The organism is Methylocystis iwaonis (assembly GCF_027925385.1).
Classification (GTDB): Bacteria; Pseudomonadota; Alphaproteobacteria; order Rhizobiales; family Beijerinckiaceae; genus Methylocystis; species Methylocystis iwaonis.
Genome location: NZ_AP027142.1, coordinates 3,533,579 through 3,553,874 on the forward strand (window position 1 = coordinate 3,533,579; position 20,296 = coordinate 3,553,874).

Consider the following 20,296-nt stretch of genomic DNA (forward strand, 5'->3'; position numbering starts at 1 on the left):
AGGGGGCCGCGCTGCGCGAATCCTCAATAAAAAAGCGCCCGGCGAAATTTCGCCGGGCGCCAATCTTCGAATGCTACGCTCTGCCTCAGTTCGGCAGGGCGAAGACGGTCAGCACGCCGCCGAGGGCGGTGTAGTTGGCGAGCGAGGCGTAGTTGCCCACCGCGCCGAGGCCTTCGTTCGACTTCGACAGACCGGCCGCGAGGCCGATGCCCGCCCAGCCGCCGACGCCCGACAGAACCGCCACATACTGCTTGCCGGCGGATTCATAGGTGATCACGTTGCCGATGATGCCCGACGGGGTCTTATACTTGTAGAGCTCCTTGCCGGTCTTCGTGTCGACCGCCTTCAGATAGCCCTCCAGCGTGCCGTAGAAGGTCACGCCGCCGTCCGTCGACACAGCGCCCGACCAGGCCGAGAACTGCTCCTTGTTCGACCAGACGATCTTACCCGTCCGCGCGTCCCAGGCGATGAAGTTGCCGGTGTGGTTCGTGCCGTCGCCCAGCACCTTGCCGGCCGGGAACATTTCCAGCGTCGCGCCGACATAGGGCTGGCCCGCCGTGTAGGACACGCGGAACGGCTCATAGTCCATGCAGACGTGGTTGGTCGGCACCATGAACAGGCCCGTCGCCGGATCGAAAGAAGCCGGCTGTTCGTCCTTCGAGCCGAGAGCGGCCGGGCAGACGTTCTGGGTGTTCGTGTCCTCGCCATTGTGCTGCGTCGAATATTTGTCGACGACCAGCGGACGGCCGTAGGTCTTGGACGACTTGTCCATGTCGACCTTCGTCGCCCAGTTCACAGCCGGATCATACTTCTCGGCGACGAGCAGCTCGCCATTGGTGCGATCGAGCGTATAGGCGAAGCCGTTACGGTCGAAGTGGACGAGCGTCTTGACCTTCTTGCCGGCGCCGAAGTCCTGGTCGGCCAGGATCATCTCGTTGATGCCGTCATAGTCCCACTCGTCGTGGGGGGTCATCTGGTAGAGCCACTTCACCTTGCCGGTGTCGAGGTCGCGCGCCCAGATGGTCATCGACCAGCGGTTGTCGCCCGGACGCTGGTTCGGGTTCCAGGTCGAGGGGTTGCCGGAGCCGTAGTAGACGAGGTTCAGCTCGGGGTCGTAGCTATACCAGCCCCAGGTGGTGCCGCCGCCCGTCTGCCACTGGTCGCCCTGCCAGGTGTTGATGCCGGAGTCCTTGCCGACCGGCTGGCCGAGATGGGTGGTCTTCTCGGCGTCGATCAGCGTATCGGCGTCGGGGCCCATGGAATAGCCGCGCCACGCCTGCTTGCCGGTCTTGACGTCGTAAGCGGTGATATGGCCGCGCACGCCGAACTCGCCGCCGGCGATGCCGACGAACACCTTGTCCTTGAAGACATGCGGCGCGGCGGTCGAGGTCTGGCCCTTCGACGGATCGCCGTTCTTCACCGACCAGACGAGCTTACCGGTCTTGGCGTCGAGCGCGATCAGCGTGGTGTCGGCCTGAGCGAGGAAGATCTTGCCGTCGCCGTAAGCGAGGCCGCGGTTGACCGTGTCGCAGCACATGACCGGAACGACCGCCGGATCCTGCTTGGGCTCATATTTCCAGAGGATCTGATGCGCCGGATCCTTGGCGTCGAGCGCATAGACGATGTTCGGGAACGGCGTATGCAGATACATCACGTCGGTCGTGATGGTCTTGCCGGAGCTGTCGGTGACCGACACATTGTTGAGAACGAGCGGCGCGCCTTCGTGGCCGCGCAGCACGCCCGTCGAGAACTGCCAAGCCGGCTGGAGCTTTCCGACATTGTCCGCCGTGATCTGCTTGAGGCCCGAGTGGCGGAGATTGGCGTAGTCGCCGGTCGGAGAGACCCACTGCTTGGGGTCTTTCGACAAGGTCAGCAATTCGTCATAGGCGAGCGGCGCGGCCACTTTCACAGCGGCGGGAGCCTCCGCCTTCGGGGCGACAGGCGCCTCGGCTTTCGGAGCGGCGGGCGTTTCCGCGGCCGCGGCTTTCGCGCCATATTTCGCCGCCTCCTCGGGCGTCAGCTTCCAGGTTTGGGCGTGCAACTGGCCCGATGTAAGTAGCGCAATAATGCCTACAGAAGCTGTTCTGAGCAGCTTATGCATTCGCTTTCCCTCCCGAGGGTTTTTTGTCCGCATGAATTGGACCGAAGCACTCTTAGTGTATTTCGGCAAAGACGGCCATAGCGGAGAAGCGGCTGGGAGGCAGGCGGCGCAAGCAAAAAATGGCCTCTGAGGCGGGATCCTCAAAGGCCATAGATATTCTCATGCATTAAGCGCAATTTGGATCTCATACGGACGCGCTTGCGTCAAGAGCCCCTCTATCCGTTCGTGCGCCGCCCACAGCGAGACCAGGGCATTCGCGACGCATCAAGCGCACAAAAAAGCCGCGCCCTCTCGGGCGCGGCTCGTGATTCGATTTAAAGCCGAAATCTCAGCGGATCACATAAGGCAGCAGGCCCAGGAAGCGGGCGCGCTTGATGGCCTGAGCCAGCTCGCGCTGCTTCTTGGCGGAGACCGCCGTGATGCGCGAGGGCACGATCTTGCCGCGCTCGGAGATGTAGCGAGACAGCAGGCGCGTGTCCTTATAGTCGATCTTCGGCGCATTGGCGCCGGAGAAGGGGCAGGACTTGCGGCGGCGGAAGAAGGGGCGACGGGGCGCGGTGCTCATTCGGTCTCTCCTTCAGTCCGGCCTTCCTCACGACGCGGGCGACGCTCGCCACGATCGCCGCGCGGGGCGCCGCCGGGACCGCGACGCTCGCCGCGGTCGTCATCCTCACGCTTGCGAAGCTGCGCGGACGGACCTTCCTCCAGCTCCTCGACGCGCAGCGTCAGGACGCGAAGGATGTCTTCGTTGATGCTCTGCTGGCGCTCCAGCTCGGCGATGGCGGCCGGCGGGGCGTCGATGTTCATGAGCGTGAAATGCGCCTTGCGGTTCTTCTTGATCCGATAGGCGAGCGATTTGACGCCCCAATATTCGGTCTTGCCGACCGTGCCGCCGAGCGACGTGACGACGTTTTTGAACTGCCCGGTCAGAGTCTCCACCTGCTGGGGAGAAATGTCCTGACGGGCGAGATAGACATGCTCGTAGAGAGCCATGTGTTTCGCCTTTCCGTTGCCGCGAGCCGCTCCGGCGCCAAGCCCTTCGAGCGCTTCTTGGGGGCATTGACCCCTGGGAAAGGCTCGAGAGGAAGTGAGTTCGAAGGCGGAGACACGGGAAGACGGAGAGACCCCCTCGCCCTTTTTCCGCGCATATTCCTTGTCTTGAAAGCCGCTTCGCAGTTTTCGGGAATATGCGCCAGGGCGCTTCCGTTCAGCCCCCGGCCGGGAACGTCGCGATCCGCGCCTTATACGCAGGTTTCGCCAAGATGCAAGAGCGCCGGTAGCGTCCTAATTTGAAAGCGAGCCGGCGAAAGCCGAGAGTCCACCCAAGATGGCCGTAGCCGCAGCCCATAAAGAAGCGGTCTTGTTGAGCTGAGACGCTTCCATAGTTGCGGTAAGGATGCCCCCTATCCATCCATCTTGTGAAAGGCTGTGGATGCTTGGCTCGCATGGGTGCGGGCCGCGAGCCCATGAAGGAACAATTTCAACCTTGCTGGAGCGGTACCAGAACCATGCTGATCTGCAGCCGGCAAGAAGAGCTAGGACCGCAAGGATGATAGACGCGTATTTCATTTCCTCGCCCTCTGCTCCCCCACGATCGCAGCCCTTCCGCATCCTTCGGCGAGCTAATTTTCCGCAGGCCTACTTCGCGAGCACTGATTTTTTAGGCTTGATGTTCGGCCAAAGCTGAACAATTTGGCGGCACGTTCCCTTTATTGCGCGCAGTCTCGCGGTATGGTCGCCAGCAGGGCCAACCAACTCCCCGAGGCGGACATCTGCAACGAAACAAAGCTCGCTATCCGGCTTCCCAAAACTATGCCCTTGCGCCTCCAAAAGCAGTTGAGCAATCGCCACCATGTAGTACGCCATCTCGCGGCGATGGTCGTTGCGCCGTAGACGCGTCCCATCCTGCTTGCACGAAAGAGGGTCTGGCGCTTTTGCCACGCGAATAAATGCCGCCCCGACGCGGTCGTCTCCGCCGTCGACGAGCAAGTCTGGCTGGACGGAAATAGTCACGCCCTCAATGTCGATATGGTCGAAGCGCGGCGATTCGCGAAGCGCCATGCTCCGCATCCCGAGGGCGTTTTCATGACGCTCGAAAAGTTCAATGGCCTCTATGCAACGCTTTGCTTCGTCACGCGTTTTAGGTTTGACGTCGAGATCAAGCGACCTTAAAGTTAACGCGGCCTTAACCTTTTCTAGGATGGAATGGTCGCGACGCGGGTTTGAGTTGTAGGCGCGCAAAGCACGAAGTGCGTCAGCATTCGCCGAAACGATTGGTGGTCTTGCGAAGCGACAATCGTGCAGAATGTTCTCCTGCTTATCCGCATGGAGAATCATGTATTCGGCCAGCGCCGTAACAGACATACGTGGTTCGCGATTTTCACGAACCGAAGGATGGAAAGCTGGGGAAGCAGCCATGGATCAAGACCTTTCCATCACGATCGACAATCACCGCACGCTATGGCTTACCGAAATCTCACGCGAGACGTTCGAAGATCAGGCGCTCGATGACCTCGGCGGCGACGGTGGCGTCTTCGTGGTTCTTGAGGATTGTTCGGAAGGAAGCTTTGAGGTCCTTGCTAAGGCGGCATCGAAATGGGCTGGCGAGTCCTTGCTGACCCTTTTTGCTAGATCAATGCAGCATCGTCCTGAACTACGGGTGGTGAAATAGGTCGTTTCAGCGCCCCCGAATCGCTTTCTCCGCCCAATCCTGTCACTTTCTGCGGCTGAGCGCCAACCGCTAATTTGTACTTTTTCAGTGCATTGCGGAATGGCGCGGTGGAGACGGCCCATTGAAGGGCCGTCCATTCATTCGTCGTCGCTCCGACCAACTCTTGCAGTGACCATAGCCGGCTATCAACTCCCGCCGCCACGGCCGGGGTAACGCGACGCGTCTTATGCACTCGCACGAAGTTGTAATGCGCGAAGTGAAGCAAAACCGCCGCATTCAGGTTAGGATACTACCAGAGCGCCTGCAACGACGGCGCCGATTGACGAGCCGACATCCGGGTAGCACCTTTACTTTCCCACGCCCGTACAGGGAGAGGGAGGACTGATGCAACGCATTTCCAGCGTATTTTTCCTCCTGGCGCTCATCGCCGTCTCCGGCCCCGCGCGCGCGCAGACCTACGGCAGCGGCCTCATCCCCGCGAGCTCCGTGACCTTTGTCAACCGCGCCGCCAATCCGCGCTATGTCGCCTTTACGCTCCAGTCGGGAGCCCCCGGGCCGGCCGTATGGTCGTCGGATTGCGAGCGCTTCAACGACCAGGTCTATCTGGCGCCCGGCCAGGCCTGCACAGCCTCTGTGCCGAGCAGCGCCGGCCCCTCGCGCTTTTGCGCGCGGGAGAATCCCGCGCCGCCTGGAAAGTCGCCGAACTGCTTTGCGGCGCAAGCCGAGAATCTCACGATTATCGGAACGAATTTCACGAGCGGCGCGGGTTGTAATCGGACCGGCGATCCGCTCGCCGCCGGCGTCGTGCAGAAAAGCTGCGTCTGGTACGAGATCAGCGTCATCCCCGAACGCTGCACCAATTGCGCGTGGAACGCCGATAATTGCAAGAATAGCGGCGGCCCCTCCTACAATGCGCCCGTTCAGCTTGCCTGCTCGGGGGCGCCGACCTTCACCTGCCGCGGTCCCCTGGGACCGCTCGGCGTCTACGGCGCCAATTATCCCCAGAATTGCGGCGCGCCCTTCAATCAACCGAGCTGCATCGGCGGCCTCAACGGCGCCTGCCTGCAAGCCTACTTCTTCCCGATGTCGACCTCCGGCGCCTGCAAATATCCCGCGGATAAACCCCAGCCGAACGCCCAGTGCCCGCAAGGTCAGACGCTTTTCGTGACTTTCCTCGATGGCCTCTGACCCCCTGCCCCATCCTTGTCGGCGCCGGCGCGCGAGGCTATGGTCCGCGCGCAACCGGCAGGAGGGCGAGTGGCATGACAGGCAAAGCGGCATTGATTGTGACCCTCATCGGCCTCACGCTCGCGCTTTCCGCCTGTGACAAATGCGGCGGCTTCCAGGAAATTCGCGCGCCGAGCCTCCCCCACGCCTGTCGAGACGCCGCCGCGCGCTAAGATCGCATAAGGCCCAGAAGCGCGCTGCATTTGTGGCGCGCAAGGAATGCGCCAGCCGGAGGCCCAGCTTGTCGAAAGCCGATCCCTTCCTCGAAAAGAAACGCCGCGGCGAGAAGCTCGTCGTCGTCACCGCCTATGACGCGCCCACGGCGCGCATCGAGGCGGAGGCGGGCGTCGACATCATCCTCGTCGGCGACAGCGTCGGCGTGAATGTCCTCGGCTATGCGCATGAGCGCGACGTGACGCTTGCCGACATGGCGCACCACATCGCCGCCGTGCGGCGCGGCGCGCCTCAGATCTACGTCATCGGCGATCTTCCCTACGCCACCTATGACACGCCGGAAATGGCGCTCGCGAGCGCGCGCGTGTTGCGCGACGCCGGCGCCGATTGCGTGAAATTCGAAGGCGCGCAGCCCGATGTCGTAGCGGCGCTGACGGCGGCGGGCTTCGATGTCTGCGGGCATCTGGGGCTCGAATCCCAGCATCAGGAGATCAAGCGCCGACAGGGCAAGACCGCCGAGGCCGCCGCCAGGCTCTTTGACGACGCGCTTGCCGGCGACGCCGCGGGTCAAAAATTCCTCGTGCTGGAGCTCCTACCGAGCGAGCTTGCGGGACGCATTTCTCGAGCCGTCAAGGCGGCGACCATCGGCATCGGCGCAGGGCTGGAAACGGACGGGCAGGTGCTCGTCGTCAACGATCTCGCGGGCGTGACCACCCGCGAGTTCAAACACAACCGCCGTTATGGCGACATTGGCGCGGCGTTACGAGGGGCCGTCGCCGCCTATGCGCGGGATGTGCGGGCAGGCGCCTTCCCCGGTCCCGAGCATGCTTTCCAAATGGCCGCCGACGAACGCGCGGCCTTGGAGAACTGGCTGCAAGAGCGTAGGTGAACGGAGGGCGCTTTCAGGCGAAGTCGATCATCCCAGGGGCCATGCCGGACAGCTTGCGTCTCCACATCTCGGAATAAAGCGCCTCGATCCCGCGCGTATAGGCGCCGACGTCGAAGAGCGCCGTCGTCAGACGGTTTTCCGCCAGTTTCGACTTCAATCGAGCGAGGAGCGGCGGATCGCTGGCGAGCGTTCGCGCGATGGCGACGTAATCGTCGAAATCCGACGCGATCAGCTCGGGCAGCCCGACGGCGCTCAGAATGCTGCCCGCGACGCGCGCGGCGAAGGTTTCGCCGGGGCATGTGACGATTGGCGCCCCCGACCACAGAGCGTCGCTCGCCGTCGTATGCGCGCCGAAAGGACTCGTGTCCAACACGAGGTCGGCGAGCTGCAGGCGGGCGAGATGGTCGCTTTGGCCGAGATGGGCGGCGAAAATCAAACGCGCCGCATCGATCCCCCTGCCACGCATTTCGTTGCGCAGATTCCCCTTGGCGGCCTCGGTTTGCAAAAGCCACAGCACGCTCCCCGGCGCATCGTCGAGGAGGCGCGCCCATAGATCGAAGATGAAGGGCGTAAGCTTGTAGGCCTGGTTGAAGCAGCAGAAGACAAAGCCCTGCTCAGGCAGGCCGGCGGCGGCCCGCGTCGGCGCAAGCCCGAGCGGCGCGCGCCCGCGCGGCTGGTAGCATTGCGGCATATAAGCGAAGGCTTCGGCATAATCCGGCGCCGCGCCGCGCGGCGTAACGAAATGGTCGGTGATGATGTAATCACAGACGCCCGCGCCCATCGTTCCGGGATAACCAAGATAATTCACTTGCAGGGGCGCGGGCCGGAGCATGGTCACGCCAGTGCGCGCGCCGCTGGTGAATCCCTTGAGATCGACCAACATATCGACGCCGTCGGCGTGAATCCTCATTGCCGCCTCAGTGTCGCTTGCCGACGAAATATCGCAGAAGCCGTCGAAGGCCGCCGTCAGACGCCGCCGCATATTCCCATCATCGGCGCGGCCATAGCTGTAGCCGCGAATATCGAAGCGCGCCCGGTCGTGGGCCTCGAGTGTCTCGATGAGGAGATGCGCGGTAGCGTGGTCGTGGAAATCGGAAGACAGATAGCCGACCGTGATTTTTTCACGGCGGCGTAAGTCGAAACGCAAGCCGAGCCTGCCGCGCTCGAGAGCGGCCGCCACCCGTCTTTCCGCAGTCCAGCGTTCGGAACAGGCGCGCTGCTCACGCGCGGTGACGCCCGGCTCCGAGAGAAGAAGAAAGGGAGGGACAAGGCCGTCCCCGGGGGCCGTCATCATCGCGCGCATTTTCGGCGCGGCGCCGGCAAAGTCCCCCCATTCGCACATGGCGCGGGCGCGGTGGATGGACCTCATGGCGCCCTTTCGCAGGGAGAGCCGAGAATGTCGCGAATGCGACCCAGGGCGCCGACACCCAGCGAAACTCGTGCCGCTCTCTGCGCGTGCTGGCGAAGGCGCGGGATTTTCCGCCCCTGCAAAATTCTATATCTAGGCCTTGGTGGCCCTCTCGCGCCGGCGACGGCGTCCCTCGAATAGCAGGCGAAACATGACCTCTTTGGAGACGCCCGTCGGCCTCCTCATCATCAATCTCGGCACGCCGGACGCGCCGGACGTCGCTTCTGTGCGGCGCTACCTTGCGCAATTTCTCTCCGACCCCCGCGTGGTCGATCTGCCGCGCTTGCTTTGGCTGCCCATTCTGTACGGGATCGTGCTCAACACGCGGCCGAAGAAATCCGCCCATGCCTATGAGACGATCTGGAATCACGACATCGGCGAAGGCCCGCTGAAGACCATCACGCGGCTTCAGGCCGAAAAGCTTGCGGCGCTTGGGCTCTCCGGCAAGGCGCCCGTCATCGTGGATTACGCCTTGCGCTACGGCGCGCCGTCGATCGACGCGCAGATCGACGCGCTGATGGCCAAAGGCTGCGCGCGCATCGTTCTGTTGCCGCTCTATCCGCAATACGCCGCCTCGACCAACGCCTCGGTCGCCGACGCCGCCTTCGCCGCCGTAAAGCGCCTGCGCCGCCAGCCGGCGTTGCGCATCGGCGCGCCCTATTACGACGACCCCGCCTATATCGAGGCGCTGGCGGCGCGCATCACGCGCGACCTCGCCGCGCTCGATTTCGAGCCGGAAGTGATTATCGCCTCCTTCCACGGCCTGCCGCAGGCGCAGATCGATCGCGGCGACCCTTACCGCGCCCATTGCGAGGAAACGTGGCGTTTGCTGCGCGCTAGGCTTGGCATGGAGGAAGAGAAGCTGCGCCTCTCCTTCCAGTCGCGCTTCGGGCCGGCGAAATGGATCGGGCCTTATACGAGCGAAGTCGTCGAAGAGCTGGCGACGTCGGGCGTCAAGCGCCTGGCGATCGTCGCGCCGGGCTTTTCAGCCGATTGCCTCGAAACCATCGAGGAGCTCGGCGTGCAAATCCGCGATCTTTTCCTCCAAAAAGGCGGTGAGAAATTCGCGCGGCTGTCCTGCCTCAACGACAGCGAAGAAGGCATGGCGCTGGTTGCGACGCTGGCCAAGCGCGAGCTCTCGGGGTGGATTTGAGCCTTCTTGCTGACGCCGCAATTTTCGGGTCCGATATGCGCATGTCTCTGCCTCGTTTCCTCGCTATCGCCGCCGCCCTTGCCGTCGCCAGCCCTGCCGCGGCGCAGGACGGAGCCATTGCGACCGGCGGCCAGGCGGTCGGCGCGCTCTTCGAGTCGCTCGGCCTGCGCAAGCCGCCGCCGCCCGCGCCGGATTTCGTGCGCCAATCGCGTCCCGAGAAGATGGATTACGCGCCGCTCACGCCGACGCCTGAGAAAGACGGCAAGCAGCGCGCCGCCCAAATGCAGGCGGCGGGATCCGCGCTGGACCGCGCCGCCGCCGAGGCCCGTCGCCGCGCGGCGCGGGTGAAGGTCCCGAACTGATCGCCCCAAAAGGCGCTCGCAAAGCCGCTTGATCTTGCCGCGTTAAAAGTGGCCATATCGGCGCATGATGTCATTTGCATTTGAACAGCTCGCATCGGGCGCGTGTCATCCCCGGCGGGCAAAGCCCGATCGGGAAACCAGAGCCGCAAAAGCGCTGGTTTTGCCCGGAGCCCGTCATTGCGAGCGAAGCGAAGCAATCCAGGGCAGCGATGCGGCCCTGGATTGCTTCGCTTCGCTCGCAATGACGTCGGTGATTTCCTCTGTGTCCAAACGGCGCGAGCGTCAGGAATGGCGTCGCACCAATCGAGCGGATCTCGTATGAGATATTTTTCCCTCTTCGCCCTCGCCCTTTTCGCCGCGCCGCTTTGGGCGGAAGGCGCCTGCGCCCAGGCCAGCCGCTCGGTCGTTGCGATGACCTTGACGCAAAGCGATTACGGCGGCGGGCGCATCTATCTCCCGATGCGCTTCGGCAATGTCATGGGGACCATAAGGCTCGACACCGGCGCCTCGACGACGCGCCTGCGGCTCGCGCCCTGGAACAAGGACTTGCCCGCACTGTCGCAAAGCCTTTCGGCCGGGGCCACCGGGCAGACGACGCTTTGCGAGGATGTCGAAGCGAAGAATGTCGCGTTGAAGGCGGAGCAAGGCAATGACATCGCGCGAGGGGCGTATGAGGTCTCGCGCTGCGCCGCGAATGACGGCGACGATCTCCTTGGCCTCGATTTTTTCAGGAAGGCGCGCTTCTCGCTCGATTTCCAGCGCCGCGAGATGGTCTTTTTCGGCGAGCCGCTTGCGAGCGGCCACGCCAGGCCCTTCCGTCCCATCGGCCCCGAGAAGCGCCTCGTCGGCATAGAGCTGCGCGCAGGCAATACTGCAAGCGTCGGGCTTTTCGACACCGGCGCCGAAATCTGCGCCGTCGATCTCACCTTCATGAAAAAGAACCGCAAGCTTTTCACGCCCGTAAAGGAAAAAGCCAAAGCAAGCGAAGTGGGCGGCAAAAAGTTTTCATCCCGCCTCTACAAGATCAAGACGCTCGACCTCGGCGACGGGCGGGTGGCGCGCGATCTTTACGCGCTCGTCTATGATTTCGGCCCATTGCGCGAGGCGCTGGGCCGCGAGACGTCCTTTATTCTCGGCTATAATCTCATCGACCAGTTTACGTGGGAGCTGGATTTCCGCGCGCCCGAGAAGCCGATGTGGGACGCGAAGGGCAAATAACGAGAAATCACCGCCGTCATTGCGAGGAGGCGGAGCCGACGAAGCAATCCAGGGCCGCATCGCTGCCCTGGATTGCTTCGCTTCGCTCGCAATGACGGGGTCTGAGCAAAACGAGCGCTCTTATGCGGACTTTCAGCCCGCCGGGAATGACACGCGCCCGATCAAACCGAAATGGTCTCGAAAGGAAGCAGCGCGCAGCTCGAGAACGACGCCGGCAAAGCAAGCCGATGAAAGCGCGCCAGCCCTTGTTCCAGCCGCCAGCCACCCTTATAGACCACGGGCGGCCAGAATATCGTCAATCGCCCGCCGTCTGCCGGGCCCAACGGTCATGCCATGCTCGACACTGTGGAAATCGCCCTCTTCGCGGGGCTCGGAGTTTTCTTCGCCATCGGCCTCGCCGTTCTCGCCCGCTGGTCGAAGACGCGGCCGGCCCTGCTCGCCGCCTATGCGCTCATCGCCATCTCTTTCTTTTACGTCGGCTTTGCGATTCGCGCCGAGAATTCCGGCACATGGACTGGCTTCGAGATGAGCGCCGTCGCCGTCTTCGGCACGCTCGCCGGCCTGTCGATCATTGGCTCGCCGTGGTTCGTGACCGCCGGCCTAGCGCTGCACGCGGCCTGGACGCTCTATGAGCATTATTTCGGCTCGGGCTCGGCTTTCGCGCCGGCGCCTTTCGTCGTGGCCAATGCCGGCTTCGACGTCGTTGCGGCGCTCTATGTGGCCTTCATGACCCTCAAGGCCAAATTCGCCAAGGAGCCGGAGTCCGCTGCGCCCGAGCGCAAGCTCGCCGCCCGCTCGCAGAACCGCAAGGGAGCCGCTAAGTGAACGCCGTGGGGCCTGCTGATTTCAACATCCGCCACGACTGGACCGTCGACGAGATCGTCGCGATCCATAATCTGCCGCTGCTCGATCTGATCGCCCAGGCCAACGCGGTCCATCGTCGCTACCACGACGTCAACGACATTCAGAAGTCGGCGCTGCTCTCGATCAAGACCGGCGGCTGCCCGGAAGATTGCTCCTATTGCCCGCAATCGGCGCATCACCGCGAGGTGAAGCTCGACCGCGTCGATCTGCTCTCGACGGACGACGTGCTTACCGCTGCGAAGTCGGCCAAGGAGGCCGGCGCCGACCGCTTCTGCATGGGCGCCGCCTGGCGCTCGGCGCCCAAGGACAAGCGCTTCGACGCGGTGGTCGATATGGTGCGCGGCGTGCGGGAGCTCGGCATGGAGGCTTGCGTCACGCTCGGCATGATCGACGCGACCCAGGCGCAGCGCCTCGTCGAGGCCGGGCTCACGGCTTACAACCACAATCTCGACACCGGACCCGAATTCTACGGCGACATTATCACCACCCGCACCTATGAGGACCGTCTCGATACGCTGAAGGCGGTGCGCGGCGCGGGGCTGGAAATGTGCTGCGGCGGCATCATCGGCATGGGCGAGAGCGTGCGCGACCGCGCCGGCATGCTGCAGGTTCTCGCCGGATTTGATCCGCATCCGGAAAGCGTGCCGATCAATACGCTCGTCGCCGTCGAGGGCACGCCGCTCGCCGAGCGCGACAAGGTCGATCCACTCGATCTCGTGCGCATGATCGCGACGACGCGGATCGTCATGCCCAAATCCCGCGTGCGTCTGTCGGCGGGCCGCTCTTTCCTCACTCGCGAGGCGCAAATCCTCTGCCTCGTGGCCGGCGCCAACTCCATCTTCTACGGCGAGAAGCTGCTGACGACCGGCAACAAGGGCGTGAACGAGGACGACGCGCTCTTTAGCGCGCTTTCGGCTCGCATGGACTCATGCGAGCGATGAGAAAGCGCGCAGAGTCAAAAAGCTGAAGCGCATTCTTTTCGCAAAAGTCTATCAACTTTTGCGGAATGCGCTCTAGCGCTCTCGCGCCACGCTGAAATCAAGCTTGCGCCCCGCCGGCTCCCGGCGGGGGAAATTATTGGGGTCCAATCCCGCGATTTCCGCCGCGTTGAGAAAGAGAGGCTCGAGCAGATCGCGCTCGGCCTCCTCCAACAGGCCGCCGCCGGTTTCCTGGTCGATCCGTTCGAGGTCGTCGAAAAGGCTCGCGAGCGCCGTTACGATTTCTTCCTCCGCCGGCGCCTGGGGAAGCGCCTTCAGCGCCTGGAAAAAGGCGCGGATGCGCAAGTCGATGCGATCGGTCGCCTCTCGTGTCGCTCCGGCGACCGCGCTCTCGCGGCAGCGCTCCCAATGCGCGGCGATAGCCGGTTCCGCATCTTCCAAAAGTGCGCCCAGCCGCCTGTTCCTTATAAAAGTCATCTAGCTTTCCCCGCCGGCGCCCGGGCGCCCGCTCGAATTCCAATGGTTCGCATAATTCAGGATCATCGGAAAGCGCGCTTGACTGATAGGCCTCGACGGGGGATTCGATCGCTCCCGTTTCCGGCCGCTCGGGAGAAGAAATGCCGAACCATCACAGCTTCATCCTCGCGGGCGTCATGGGCTGGCCCATCGGTCATTCGCGTAGCCCCAAAATTCATAATTGTTGGTTCGCGCAATACGGCCTCAAAGGCGCTTATGTCCCCCTGAAAGTAGAGCCCGCGAAACTGGAGACGGCGCTGCGCGCGCTGCCGGCGCTGGGATTTTCGGGCTGCAATCTCACAATCCCGCATAAGGAAGCGGCGCTGACCGTCCTCGACCGCATCGAAGAGAATGCGGCGCGCATCGGCGCGGTCAATTGCGTCGTCGTGGAGCCCGACGGCGCGCTCACCGGCAAGAATTACGACGGCTACGGCTTCGTCGCGTCGCTTTATGAAGCGGCGCCGAAGTGGCAGGCCGCGAGCGGGCCCTGCATCGTCATCGGCGCGGGCGGGGCCGCGAGGGCGATTGTTTCGGGGCTGATCGACGCCGGCGCAAAGGAAATCCGCCTCTTCAACCGCACGCGCGCGCGCGCGGAGAAAATCGCCGCGGACTTTGGCGCGCCGGTTGCGGCCTATCCCTGGGAGGAGCGCCATGAGGCGCTTGCGGGCGCCGGGCTCCTCGTCAACGCCACGAGCCAGGGCATGATCGGGCAGGAGCCGCTCGATCTCTCGCTCGACGCTCTGCCCACGACCGCGCTCGTCGCGGATATTGTCTACGCGCCGCTGGAGACGCCGCTGCTCGCCGCCGCGCGACGCATGGGCGCGACGCCAGTCGACGGCCTCGGCATGTTGCTGCATCAGGCGCGACCGGCCTTCCGCGATTGGACCGGAACCATGCCGGACGTCACGCCGGCGCTCCGCGCCCTCATCGTGGCGGACCTGTAAAAACGCCCGTCATTGCGAGCGAAGCGAAGCAATCCAGAGCCGGCTGGATTGCTTCGTCGCTCCGCTCCTCGCAATGACGCGGCAACGCGGCCTTAAGCGGCCTTTTTCGAAGGGGCGCAAAGCGGCGCGGCCGATAGGACCGCGAAGCTTCTCGCAAATTCCATCAGCTCCTTGGACTGGCGGATGAAGGCCTCGAAGCGCTCGCTGGCGAAGCGCGACTGAAGGTCGACGACCTCCTCGAAGCTTTTCGCCTTTGCGATTCCTTCGGCCAACCCAACGAAAGCCGCCGCATTCTCCGACCAGAGCTCCAAGGATCTTTTCGACCAAAGGGCCGTGTCGAACTCGAAGGAGGCCGAGAAGCTTTCTTGCGCCGGTTCGACCGCTTCCTCGATGACGGCGAGGGGCGCGTAGACGACGTCGACAGCGCCCTCGTTCAACGGCTCCGGGGCCGCGGCTTCATCGGCGTGAGCGTCGAGCGGCGCCGGCGCCGGCGCTTCGACAGGGGGTTCCTGCCCAGCGCTGGGGGAGCCGTTGTGCTGATCAGCTTTGCCTTGCTTCGCCATGATACCGCTCCTTCGAGTGTTCGAACCGATGGGTCAGGACTTGAGCGTGGTGGACCGTTGGATAGCCGCGCCCAGTTCCTTCGTCTGCTCCTGGATCGTCGCGAGCTGCGATTTCACATATTCCGCCTGGAGCTGGAAAACCTCCTGCGGATCCTTCGCCTTCACGAGCTTCTGCGCGAGGTCGAAGGCGGCGTTGACGTTAGCTTCCGCAAAAGACAGCGCCTTGACGCCGACGTCCTTGGCGCCCGGCGGCACGATCGGCAGATCGGTGGTGGAGCTCAGCGCCTTTTGGGCCGCGCCGGCGAATCCTTCGAAGGCCTTACGCGCCTGCTCGACGCTTTTCTCGGCGAAATCACGAACTTCATTTGGAACTTGGTAGATCGGGTCAGCCATGGACATCTCCTGTTGAAGCCGCGCGACGATCTTTTCAGGGTCGCCGCGCAGGCGGCGCGCCGCCGCCGATCGGCTGTAACGCAGACTGGTAAGGAAACTATGCCCGAAACTTTGCTGCGTTGCAACATTTTGTTGCGTCGCACAATCATCCACGTTCTACACAGGGCTTTACACAAAAATACGCTGAAATTCGGATGAACCCCAATAGACGCGGCGCGCGCCGTACGATTAAGTTTGCGTTAACGCCCGAGCCTGGGCGCCCCCTTGGAAGGGATCGATCGACCCCTGGGGAGGCGCTACGGCGGCGATGTGGCGTCTCCGTCGCAAGGGCGGTTCGTGCATGAGCGTTTCGCAGGTCGAGGTCGAAGGGGGCAGTTTCGCCGCCAGCCGCATCGCGGCCGATCCTGCATTTTCTGCGCTCGACGCTTCCGGCGCGCCGATTGTCGCGGCCTGCGGCGATCCTCTCAGAATCGTTCATCTCAATGACTCTGCGCGCGCCGTGTTCGGCTCAGACGCCGAGGCTGTGGCCAAGCGGCTCTTTTTCAGCGACGCGCCCGGCGCGAGACGGCTTGCGGAGCTGGTCGAATCTGTCCGCCACGGCGCCGCGCTGCGGCTCGAGCGCCTGCATTTCGACCTTGCCGACGCGCCTCAAACCATCACCATCCTCTGCCGCAAGCTTGCGGATGGCGACGCGCGCCCCTGTTTCGTCATTGCGGCGCTCGGCGTGCGCCCGGCTGCAGGGAGACGGACTCGCGAAGATTCCGAAACGGGCGCCCCCGCGGAAGCTACGCCCGCGGAAATTCCGGCCTCTGTCGCCCCGCCGCCTTCCCTTGTTCCAAGCGAAGCCGCGCTGCGGGAAGACCTCGTCGCGCGTCACGGCCAGCGCGCGCGCTTCCTCTGGAAGACGGACGCTGTCGGCCGGTTCACCGACGTGACGCAGACGCTCGCGGATGTCGTCGGCGTCGCGAGCGCCGACATATTGGGCCGCACGGTCGAGGAGGTCGCGACGGCTTTCTCGCTTGGTCCTGCGCTCGCCGCCGCAATGGCCGCCCCGAAAAGCTGGGGCGGCGTAGAGGTAAACTGGCCTCTCGACGACGCCTCGGCCCTCGCGCCGACGACGCTTGGCGCGCTGCCGGCGCTGGACGCGGATCGCCATTTCGCCGGCTTTCAAGGCTATGGCGTCCTGCATCTTGCCCGGGCCTTCGTCGGCGAGCAACCGCCGCAGAGAGACCCGGGCCCGGCCCCCGAGCCTTCGCCGCCGGCTGCGCAGGAGGCCTATGCCGGCGCCAATGTCGTGCCTTTGCGCCCCGCTGCTGCTCAACGGCAAGAGGCGGAGCGTCGGGGCGCGCCTGCGCCGGAAAAAAGCGCTCTGACGTCGTCCGAGCGCTTGAATTTCGAGGAGATCGCCCGCGCCCTGCGGGCCGGCGAGCTTCCCGTGATGAATGCTGCGGAAGATGCGCCCGCCGATGAAACGGCAGCTACGGACGCGCCGCCTGCCGACGCGGGCCTCGACGCCATTGCGGCGGAGCTTCAGCGGCTCGAACAAAGCCCATCCAAAGCGGCTCCAGCTCAACTGGCTCCCGCGCCGTCGGCGGATGTCCTCGATTGCCTGCCTGTCGGCGTTTTGATTGCGCGGGGCGCGCAGACGCTGTTCGCCAACCGCACACTGCTCGATTATCTCGGTTACAAGGACGCTGCGGCGTTTGAGGCCGACGGCGGGCTCGCGCGCATGTTTTTCGGCCGCCCTCCGGCCGATCCCGGGGCGCGCGCCGCCGCCGTGCAGTCGAGCGAGGGAGAGGCCCTCGACGTCGACGTGCACCTCCAATCCGTCGCGTGGGACGGCGCGCCGGCGACGCTCGTCACCCTGCGCCGCAATCGCAACCGCCTGCCCGGCCCCGAGGAAAGCGCCCTGGCGCTGGTCCGCGAGCGCGAGGAAAAACTTGCCCGCCTGCAGACGGACAACAGCCTGTTGCGCGCCATTCTCGACGCGAGCGGCGTCGCCGTCGCCATCTTGGCTGACGACGCGCGCATCGAGAACGCCACGGGCGCTTTCGCAAAGCTCTTCGACGCCGAAAACCGCGCCTTGCAAGACCTGCCGCTGGCCTCGCTGTTCGCGCTGGAAGAGACGCGCGCGCTCGCCGCGAGGCTGATCCGCGCAGGCGAGACCTGCGAGACGCTGCGTCTGACGGCGCGCGTCGGCGGCAAAAGCTTCGAGGCGTCCTGCCGCCGTCTGGGTCCGGCGCGCAAGCTGTGCCTCACCCTGCGGGAGCCCGGCGCACAGGCCCGCAACGTCGAGCTGGAAGCCGCCCGCGACGCCGCCGAACAGGCGAGCGCGGCCAAATCCGATTTCCTCGCGCGCGTCAGCCACGAGATTCGCACGCCGCTCAACGCCATCCTCGGCTTCGCCGAAGTGATGATGGAAGAGCGCTTCGGCCCGATCGGCTCGGTGCGCTACAAGGAATATCTCAAAGACGTCCACGCCTCGGGCGCGCATGTGCTCTCGCTGGTCAACGACCTCCTCGACCTCTCGAAGATCGAGGCCGGCAAGATGGAGCTCGATTTCGACCGGGTGGACGCCAACGCCGTCATCTCCGAATGCGCCTCGATCATGCAGACGCAGGCCAATCAGGCGCGCGTCGTCATGCGTCTGTCGCTTGCCTCGCGACTGCCGCCGATCCGCGCCGACAGGCGCTCGCTCAAGCAAATTCTGTTGAACCTTCTCTCCAATGCGATGAAGTTCAATGAAGCGGGCGGCCAGGTGATCGTCTCGTCCGCGCTCACCGACTCGGGCTATGTCCTGATCCGCGTGAAAGACACCGGCATCGGCATGTCAGACGACGAAGTGCAGATGGCGCTCGAGCCGTTCAAGCAGGTCTTGACCGCCCATAAGCGGCCGGGCACGGGACTCGGCCTGCCGCTGACCAAGGCCCTGATCGAAGCGAACAACGCCTCCTTCACCATCAAGAGCCGCAAGAACGAAGGCACGCTGATCGAGATCGCCTTCCCGCCCCCGCAGGTGCTTGCGGCGGAGTGACAAGGCTTTAAAGACTGGGCGCGCGAGACTTATCCGATTCGGAGGAGAGACATGCGCCTTTCGGCCTTCCTTGCAGCCAGCCTGACGGCGACGGCCTTGGCCAGTTGCAACGCGCCGCGCCAGAGCCAGCCAGCAGTTGAGCCGCCACAGCAGAGCGCCGCGCCCTTGAGCTTTCAGATGCCGGAAGGCTCGGGCTGCTCGGGCGCTGTGTCCCGCTATAAGGCGGTGATCGAGAACGACCTTTCCATGGGTCACGTCAACCAGAGCGTCTACGGCCAGATCCAGGGCGAAATCTCCGAAGCCGCCGCCGCCTGTTCGTCAGGACAAGACACCAAGGCGATCTCGCTTGTGCGCGCCTCGAAGGCCCGCCATGGCTATCCTGGCGGCTAAGTAATTGAAAAAATTATTCGTTCGTGTTACGCCTCTTCATCCGCAGCAAGAGCTGTGAGAAAAGCGACAGTAGCGGGTAAGAAAAACGTCAATTCAGTAGTCTGGAAAAAATCCAGACTATCCCCTTTGACGGCCGCGCTGCTGGTCCCTACGTTGCTTGTGGTAAGTATTCGGCCAGGAAGCGACAAACATGAACAGGATAGCGACGGCGTTTTTGATTTTGATCACCGGTTTTGCGGGCGCGGCTTCGGCCGAGACCTATACGCTCACGATCAAGGACCATAAGTTCGATCCTGCCGAGCTGAAAATCCCTGCCGACAAGCCAGCGACCCTCGTCGTCAAGAATCTCGACGGCACGCCGGAGGAATTCGAGTCGAAGCCGCTGCGCATCGAGAAGGTCGTTCCGGCCAATAGCGAGGCGACCTTCCAGATCCGGGCGCTGAAAGCCGGCCGCTACAAATTCTTCGGCGAATTCCACGAGGACAGCGCCAAGGGCGAGGTGGTTGTCGAATAATGCTGGGCGCGCTCATCATCGTCTTTCGCGAGGCCATCGAGGCGGGTCTCATCATCGGCATCGTCGCGGCGGTGACGCAAGGCGTCGAGGGCTCGCGGCGGTTCATTGCGGGCGGAGCCGGCGCGGGCGTGTTGGGCGCGCTGATTGTCGCCGTCTTCGCCGAACAACTGTCGCGCGCTTTTGAAGGCAGCGGTCAGGAATTGTTCAACGCCAGCGTGCTGATCCTCGCGGTGGCGATGCTCGCCTGGCATAACATCTGGATGGCCAAGCACGGCAGGGAGCTCGCGCAGGAGCTTTCCGCCGTCGGCAAGGCGGTGGCGCGGGGCGACCGCACGCTTTTCGCGCTCGCGACCGTCGTCGGCCTCGCCGTGCTGCGCGAGGGCTCGGAGGTTGCGCTGTTCCTCTACGGCGTGCTCGCCTCGGGCGAGTCGGGGACGAGCGTGTTGATCGGCGGCCTCGGCGGTCTGGCGCTCGGCGCCCTGACCAGCTTTGCGACCTTCTTTGGCCTCGTCTCCATTCCGCCCAAAAAGCTCTTCGCCGTAACGACCGCGATGATCACGCTGCTCGCCGCCGGTCTCGCCGCTCAGGCGGTGGCCTTTCTGCAGCAGTCGGGGACGATCACGGCGCTTACAGATACGGTGTGGGACACCTCCTGGATTCTCTCCGACAAAAGCATCCTTGGCCGCGTGCTGCATACGCTCATCGGCTATGCCGACCAGCCGTCGCAGATGCAGGTGGTCGTCTATGTGCTGACGATCGTGGCGATCATGGCGGCGACGAAGCTGACCACGATGGGCGCGCAGCCGCCCGCGCCTGCGCCGGCGGAGTGATCGAGGGTTTCTTGGGTGATCGGGTGACGATCTTGCGTCGTTAGCCCCAATACCTCCCCTTTACGGGGAGGTCGGCGGCCAAAGGCCGCCGGGTGGGGCTCCCGCCG

At 64.0% G+C, this 20,296-nt stretch carries 22 protein-coding genes and 1 pseudogene; 14 read left to right on the top strand and 9 right to left on the bottom strand.

Annotated elements, in window-relative coordinates; all coding sequences use genetic code 11:
- Nucleotides 1-85: 85 nt before the first annotated feature.
- From QMG84_RS16875 to QMG84_RS16890, 4 genes are all read right to left on the bottom strand, one after another.
- Complete coding sequence (locus QMG84_RS16875; RefSeq protein ID WP_281929307.1) at nucleotides 86-2,101, bottom strand: methanol/ethanol family PQQ-dependent dehydrogenase; 2,016 nt, start codon at nucleotides 2,099-2,101, stop codon at nucleotides 86-88.
- A gap of 328 nt (nucleotides 2,102-2,429) precedes the next feature.
- A complete protein-coding gene (rpsR, locus tag QMG84_RS16880) occupies nucleotides 2,430-2,666 on the bottom strand; it encodes a 30S ribosomal protein S18 (RefSeq protein ID WP_016917696.1) in 237 nt (78 codons plus the stop codon).
- Nucleotides 2,663-3,094, bottom strand: coding sequence for a 30S ribosomal protein S6 (gene rpsF / locus QMG84_RS16885; RefSeq protein WP_281929309.1), 432 nt, complete (start codon nucleotides 3,092-3,094; stop codon nucleotides 2,663-2,665). Before rpsF ends, rpsR begins: the two co-directional genes overlap by 4 nt.
- Before the next feature lie 645 nt (nucleotides 3,095-3,739).
- Complete coding sequence (locus QMG84_RS16890; protein WP_281929310.1) at nucleotides 3,740-4,519, bottom strand: hypothetical protein; 780 nt, start codon at nucleotides 4,517-4,519, stop codon at nucleotides 3,740-3,742.
- Here QMG84_RS16890 and QMG84_RS16895 point away from each other — a divergent pair.
- Nucleotides 4,518-4,772 (top strand): hypothetical protein, encoded by a 255-nt coding sequence (locus tag QMG84_RS16895; protein WP_281929311.1) that lies wholly within the window; start codon nucleotides 4,518-4,520, stop codon nucleotides 4,770-4,772. The genes QMG84_RS16890 and QMG84_RS16895 overlap by 2 nt on opposite strands.
- A 142-nt stretch (nucleotides 4,773-4,914) precedes the next feature.
- On the opposite strand, the pseudogene QMG84_RS21570 reads toward QMG84_RS16895, so the two are convergent.
- Nucleotides 4,915-5,055, bottom strand: a pseudogene (locus QMG84_RS21570) (IS1 family transposase); the annotation flags it as partial.
- A gap of 101 nt (nucleotides 5,056-5,156) precedes the next feature.
- On the opposite strand from QMG84_RS21570, the gene QMG84_RS16900 reads away from it, so the two are divergent.
- From QMG84_RS16900 to panB, 3 genes are all read left to right on the top strand, one after another.
- Nucleotides 5,157-5,960, top strand: coding sequence for a hypothetical protein (locus tag QMG84_RS16900; RefSeq protein WP_281929313.1), 804 nt, complete (start codon nucleotides 5,157-5,159; stop codon nucleotides 5,958-5,960).
- Between the two features lie 74 nt (nucleotides 5,961-6,034).
- Complete coding sequence (locus tag QMG84_RS16905) at nucleotides 6,035-6,172, top strand: hypothetical protein (RefSeq protein ID WP_281929314.1); 138 nt, start codon at nucleotides 6,035-6,037, stop codon at nucleotides 6,170-6,172.
- Between the two features lie 68 nt (nucleotides 6,173-6,240).
- Nucleotides 6,241-7,062, top strand: a complete 822-nt coding sequence (gene panB / locus QMG84_RS16910; protein ID WP_281929315.1) for a 3-methyl-2-oxobutanoate hydroxymethyltransferase — start codon at nucleotides 6,241-6,243, stop codon at nucleotides 7,060-7,062.
- A gap of 13 nt (nucleotides 7,063-7,075) precedes the next feature.
- Here panB and QMG84_RS16915 read toward each other — a convergent pair whose 3' ends face one another.
- On the bottom strand, nucleotides 7,076-8,431 hold the full coding sequence (locus tag QMG84_RS16915) for an O-linked N-acetylglucosamine transferase, SPINDLY family protein (protein ID WP_281929317.1): 1,356 nt from the start codon (nucleotides 8,429-8,431) through the stop codon (nucleotides 7,076-7,078).
- Between the two features lie 190 nt (nucleotides 8,432-8,621).
- Here QMG84_RS16915 and hemH point away from each other — a divergent pair, with 190 nt between their 5' ends.
- The 5 genes from hemH (at nucleotide 8,622) to bioB (ending at nucleotide 13,008) form a co-directional block, all read left to right on the top strand.
- Nucleotides 8,622-9,623, top strand: coding sequence for a ferrochelatase (gene hemH, locus QMG84_RS16920; RefSeq protein WP_281929319.1), 1,002 nt, complete (start codon nucleotides 8,622-8,624; stop codon nucleotides 9,621-9,623).
- 41 nt (nucleotides 9,624-9,664) lie between these two features.
- A complete protein-coding gene (locus tag QMG84_RS16925; protein WP_281929321.1) occupies nucleotides 9,665-9,985 on the top strand; it encodes a hypothetical protein in 321 nt (106 codons plus the stop codon).
- A gap of 318 nt (nucleotides 9,986-10,303) precedes the next feature.
- Nucleotides 10,304-11,203 (top strand): pepsin/retropepsin-like aspartic protease family protein, encoded by a 900-nt coding sequence (locus QMG84_RS16930; protein WP_281929323.1) that lies wholly within the window; start codon nucleotides 10,304-10,306, stop codon nucleotides 11,201-11,203.
- A 333-nt stretch (nucleotides 11,204-11,536) separates the two neighbouring features.
- Nucleotides 11,537-12,028 carry a PTS sugar transporter subunit IIA gene (locus tag QMG84_RS16935; RefSeq protein WP_281929325.1) on the top strand — a complete coding sequence of 164 codons (492 nt, stop codon included), beginning with the start codon at nucleotides 11,537-11,539 and terminating at the stop codon, nucleotides 12,026-12,028.
- Nucleotides 12,025-13,008, top strand: coding sequence for a biotin synthase BioB (gene bioB, locus QMG84_RS16940; RefSeq protein WP_281929327.1), 984 nt, complete (start codon nucleotides 12,025-12,027; stop codon nucleotides 13,006-13,008). Before QMG84_RS16935 ends, bioB begins: the two co-directional genes overlap by 4 nt.
- A gap of 72 nt (nucleotides 13,009-13,080) precedes the next feature.
- On the opposite strand, the gene QMG84_RS16945 is transcribed toward bioB, so the two are convergent.
- Nucleotides 13,081-13,482 (bottom strand): hypothetical protein, encoded by a 402-nt coding sequence (locus QMG84_RS16945; RefSeq protein WP_281929329.1) that lies wholly within the window; start codon nucleotides 13,480-13,482, stop codon nucleotides 13,081-13,083.
- A 140-nt stretch (nucleotides 13,483-13,622) separates the two neighbouring features.
- Here QMG84_RS16945 and QMG84_RS16950 point away from each other — a divergent pair, with 140 nt between their 5' ends.
- Nucleotides 13,623-14,465, top strand: a complete 843-nt coding sequence (locus tag QMG84_RS16950) for a shikimate dehydrogenase (RefSeq protein WP_281929331.1) — start codon at nucleotides 13,623-13,625, stop codon at nucleotides 14,463-14,465.
- A 92-nt stretch (nucleotides 14,466-14,557) separates the two neighbouring features.
- On the opposite strand, the gene QMG84_RS16955 is transcribed toward QMG84_RS16950, so the two are convergent.
- Nucleotides 14,558-15,028 carry a phasin family protein gene (locus QMG84_RS16955; RefSeq protein WP_281929333.1) on the bottom strand — a complete coding sequence of 157 codons (471 nt, stop codon included), beginning with the start codon at nucleotides 15,026-15,028 and terminating at the stop codon, nucleotides 14,558-14,560.
- A gap of 33 nt (nucleotides 15,029-15,061) precedes the next feature.
- Nucleotides 15,062-15,421: a phasin gene (locus tag QMG84_RS16960; RefSeq protein WP_281929335.1), complete on the bottom strand. Its 360-nt coding sequence runs from the start codon at nucleotides 15,419-15,421 to the stop codon at nucleotides 15,062-15,064.
- A gap of 340 nt (nucleotides 15,422-15,761) precedes the next feature.
- On the opposite strand from QMG84_RS16960, the gene QMG84_RS16965 reads away from it, so the two are divergent.
- The 4 genes from QMG84_RS16965 (at nucleotide 15,762) to QMG84_RS16980 (ending at nucleotide 20,189) form a co-directional block, all read left to right on the top strand.
- Nucleotides 15,762-18,455 (top strand): PAS domain-containing sensor histidine kinase, encoded by a 2,694-nt coding sequence (locus tag QMG84_RS16965; RefSeq protein WP_281929336.1) that lies wholly within the window; start codon nucleotides 15,762-15,764, stop codon nucleotides 18,453-18,455.
- A 51-nt stretch (nucleotides 18,456-18,506) separates the two neighbouring features.
- The gene (locus QMG84_RS16970; RefSeq protein WP_281929338.1) at nucleotides 18,507-18,845 is read left to right on the top strand and encodes a hypothetical protein; all 339 of its coding nucleotides are present in this window, start codon (nucleotides 18,507-18,509) and stop codon (nucleotides 18,843-18,845) included.
- Between the two features lie 190 nt (nucleotides 18,846-19,035).
- Complete coding sequence (locus QMG84_RS16975) at nucleotides 19,036-19,359, top strand: cupredoxin domain-containing protein (protein ID WP_281929339.1); 324 nt, start codon at nucleotides 19,036-19,038, stop codon at nucleotides 19,357-19,359.
- Nucleotides 19,359-20,189, top strand: a complete 831-nt coding sequence (locus QMG84_RS16980) for an FTR1 family iron permease (protein WP_281929340.1) — start codon at nucleotides 19,359-19,361, stop codon at nucleotides 20,187-20,189. The genes QMG84_RS16975 and QMG84_RS16980 overlap by 1 nt, the downstream gene beginning before the upstream one ends.
- Nucleotides 20,190-20,296 lie beyond the last annotated feature (107 nt).

Bases quoted from the DNA above. Each gene is read 5' to 3' on its own strand.
- QMG84_RS16875 (WP_281929307.1), bottom strand. From the start codon at position 2,101: ATGCATAAGCTGCTCAGAACAGCTTCTGTAGGCATTATTGCGCTACTT.
- rpsR (WP_016917696.1), bottom strand. From the start codon at position 2,666: ATGAGCACCGCGCCCCGTCGCCCCTTCTTCCGCCGCCGCAAGTCCTGC.
- rpsF (WP_281929309.1), bottom strand. From the start codon at position 3,094: ATGGCTCTCTACGAGCATGTCTATCTCGCCCGTCAGGACATTTCTCCC.
- QMG84_RS16895 (WP_281929311.1), top strand. From the start codon at position 4,518: ATGGATCAAGACCTTTCCATCACGATCGACAATCACCGCACGCTATGG.
- QMG84_RS16890 (WP_281929310.1), bottom strand. From the start codon at position 4,519: ATGGCTGCTTCCCCAGCTTTCCATCCTTCGGTTCGTGAAAATCGCGAA.
- QMG84_RS16900 (WP_281929313.1), top strand. From the start codon at position 5,157: ATGCAACGCATTTCCAGCGTATTTTTCCTCCTGGCGCTCATCGCCGTC.
- QMG84_RS16905 (WP_281929314.1), top strand. From the start codon at position 6,035: ATGACAGGCAAAGCGGCATTGATTGTGACCCTCATCGGCCTCACGCTC.
- QMG84_RS16915 (WP_281929317.1), bottom strand. From the start codon at position 8,431: ATGAGGTCCATCCACCGCGCCCGCGCCATGTGCGAATGGGGGGACTTT.
- hemH (WP_281929319.1), top strand. From the start codon at position 8,622: ATGACCTCTTTGGAGACGCCCGTCGGCCTCCTCATCATCAATCTCGGC.
- QMG84_RS16925 (WP_281929321.1), top strand. From the start codon at position 9,665: ATGTCTCTGCCTCGTTTCCTCGCTATCGCCGCCGCCCTTGCCGTCGCC.
- QMG84_RS16930 (WP_281929323.1), top strand. From the start codon at position 10,304: ATGAGATATTTTTCCCTCTTCGCCCTCGCCCTTTTCGCCGCGCCGCTT.
- QMG84_RS16935 (WP_281929325.1), top strand. From the start codon at position 11,537: ATGCTCGACACTGTGGAAATCGCCCTCTTCGCGGGGCTCGGAGTTTTC.
- QMG84_RS16945 (WP_281929329.1), bottom strand. From the start codon at position 13,482: ATGACTTTTATAAGGAACAGGCGGCTGGGCGCACTTTTGGAAGATGCG.
- QMG84_RS16950 (WP_281929331.1), top strand. From the start codon at position 13,623: ATGCCGAACCATCACAGCTTCATCCTCGCGGGCGTCATGGGCTGGCCC.
- QMG84_RS16955 (WP_281929333.1), bottom strand. From the start codon at position 15,028: ATGGCGAAGCAAGGCAAAGCTGATCAGCACAACGGCTCCCCCAGCGCT.
- QMG84_RS16960 (WP_281929335.1), bottom strand. From the start codon at position 15,421: ATGGCTGACCCGATCTACCAAGTTCCAAATGAAGTTCGTGATTTCGCC.
- QMG84_RS16965 (WP_281929336.1), top strand. From the start codon at position 15,762: ATGAGCGTTTCGCAGGTCGAGGTCGAAGGGGGCAGTTTCGCCGCCAGC.
- QMG84_RS16970 (WP_281929338.1), top strand. From the start codon at position 18,507: ATGCGCCTTTCGGCCTTCCTTGCAGCCAGCCTGACGGCGACGGCCTTG.
- QMG84_RS16975 (WP_281929339.1), top strand. From the start codon at position 19,036: ATGAACAGGATAGCGACGGCGTTTTTGATTTTGATCACCGGTTTTGCG.
- QMG84_RS16980 (WP_281929340.1), top strand. From the start codon at position 19,359: ATGCTGGGCGCGCTCATCATCGTCTTTCGCGAGGCCATCGAGGCGGGT.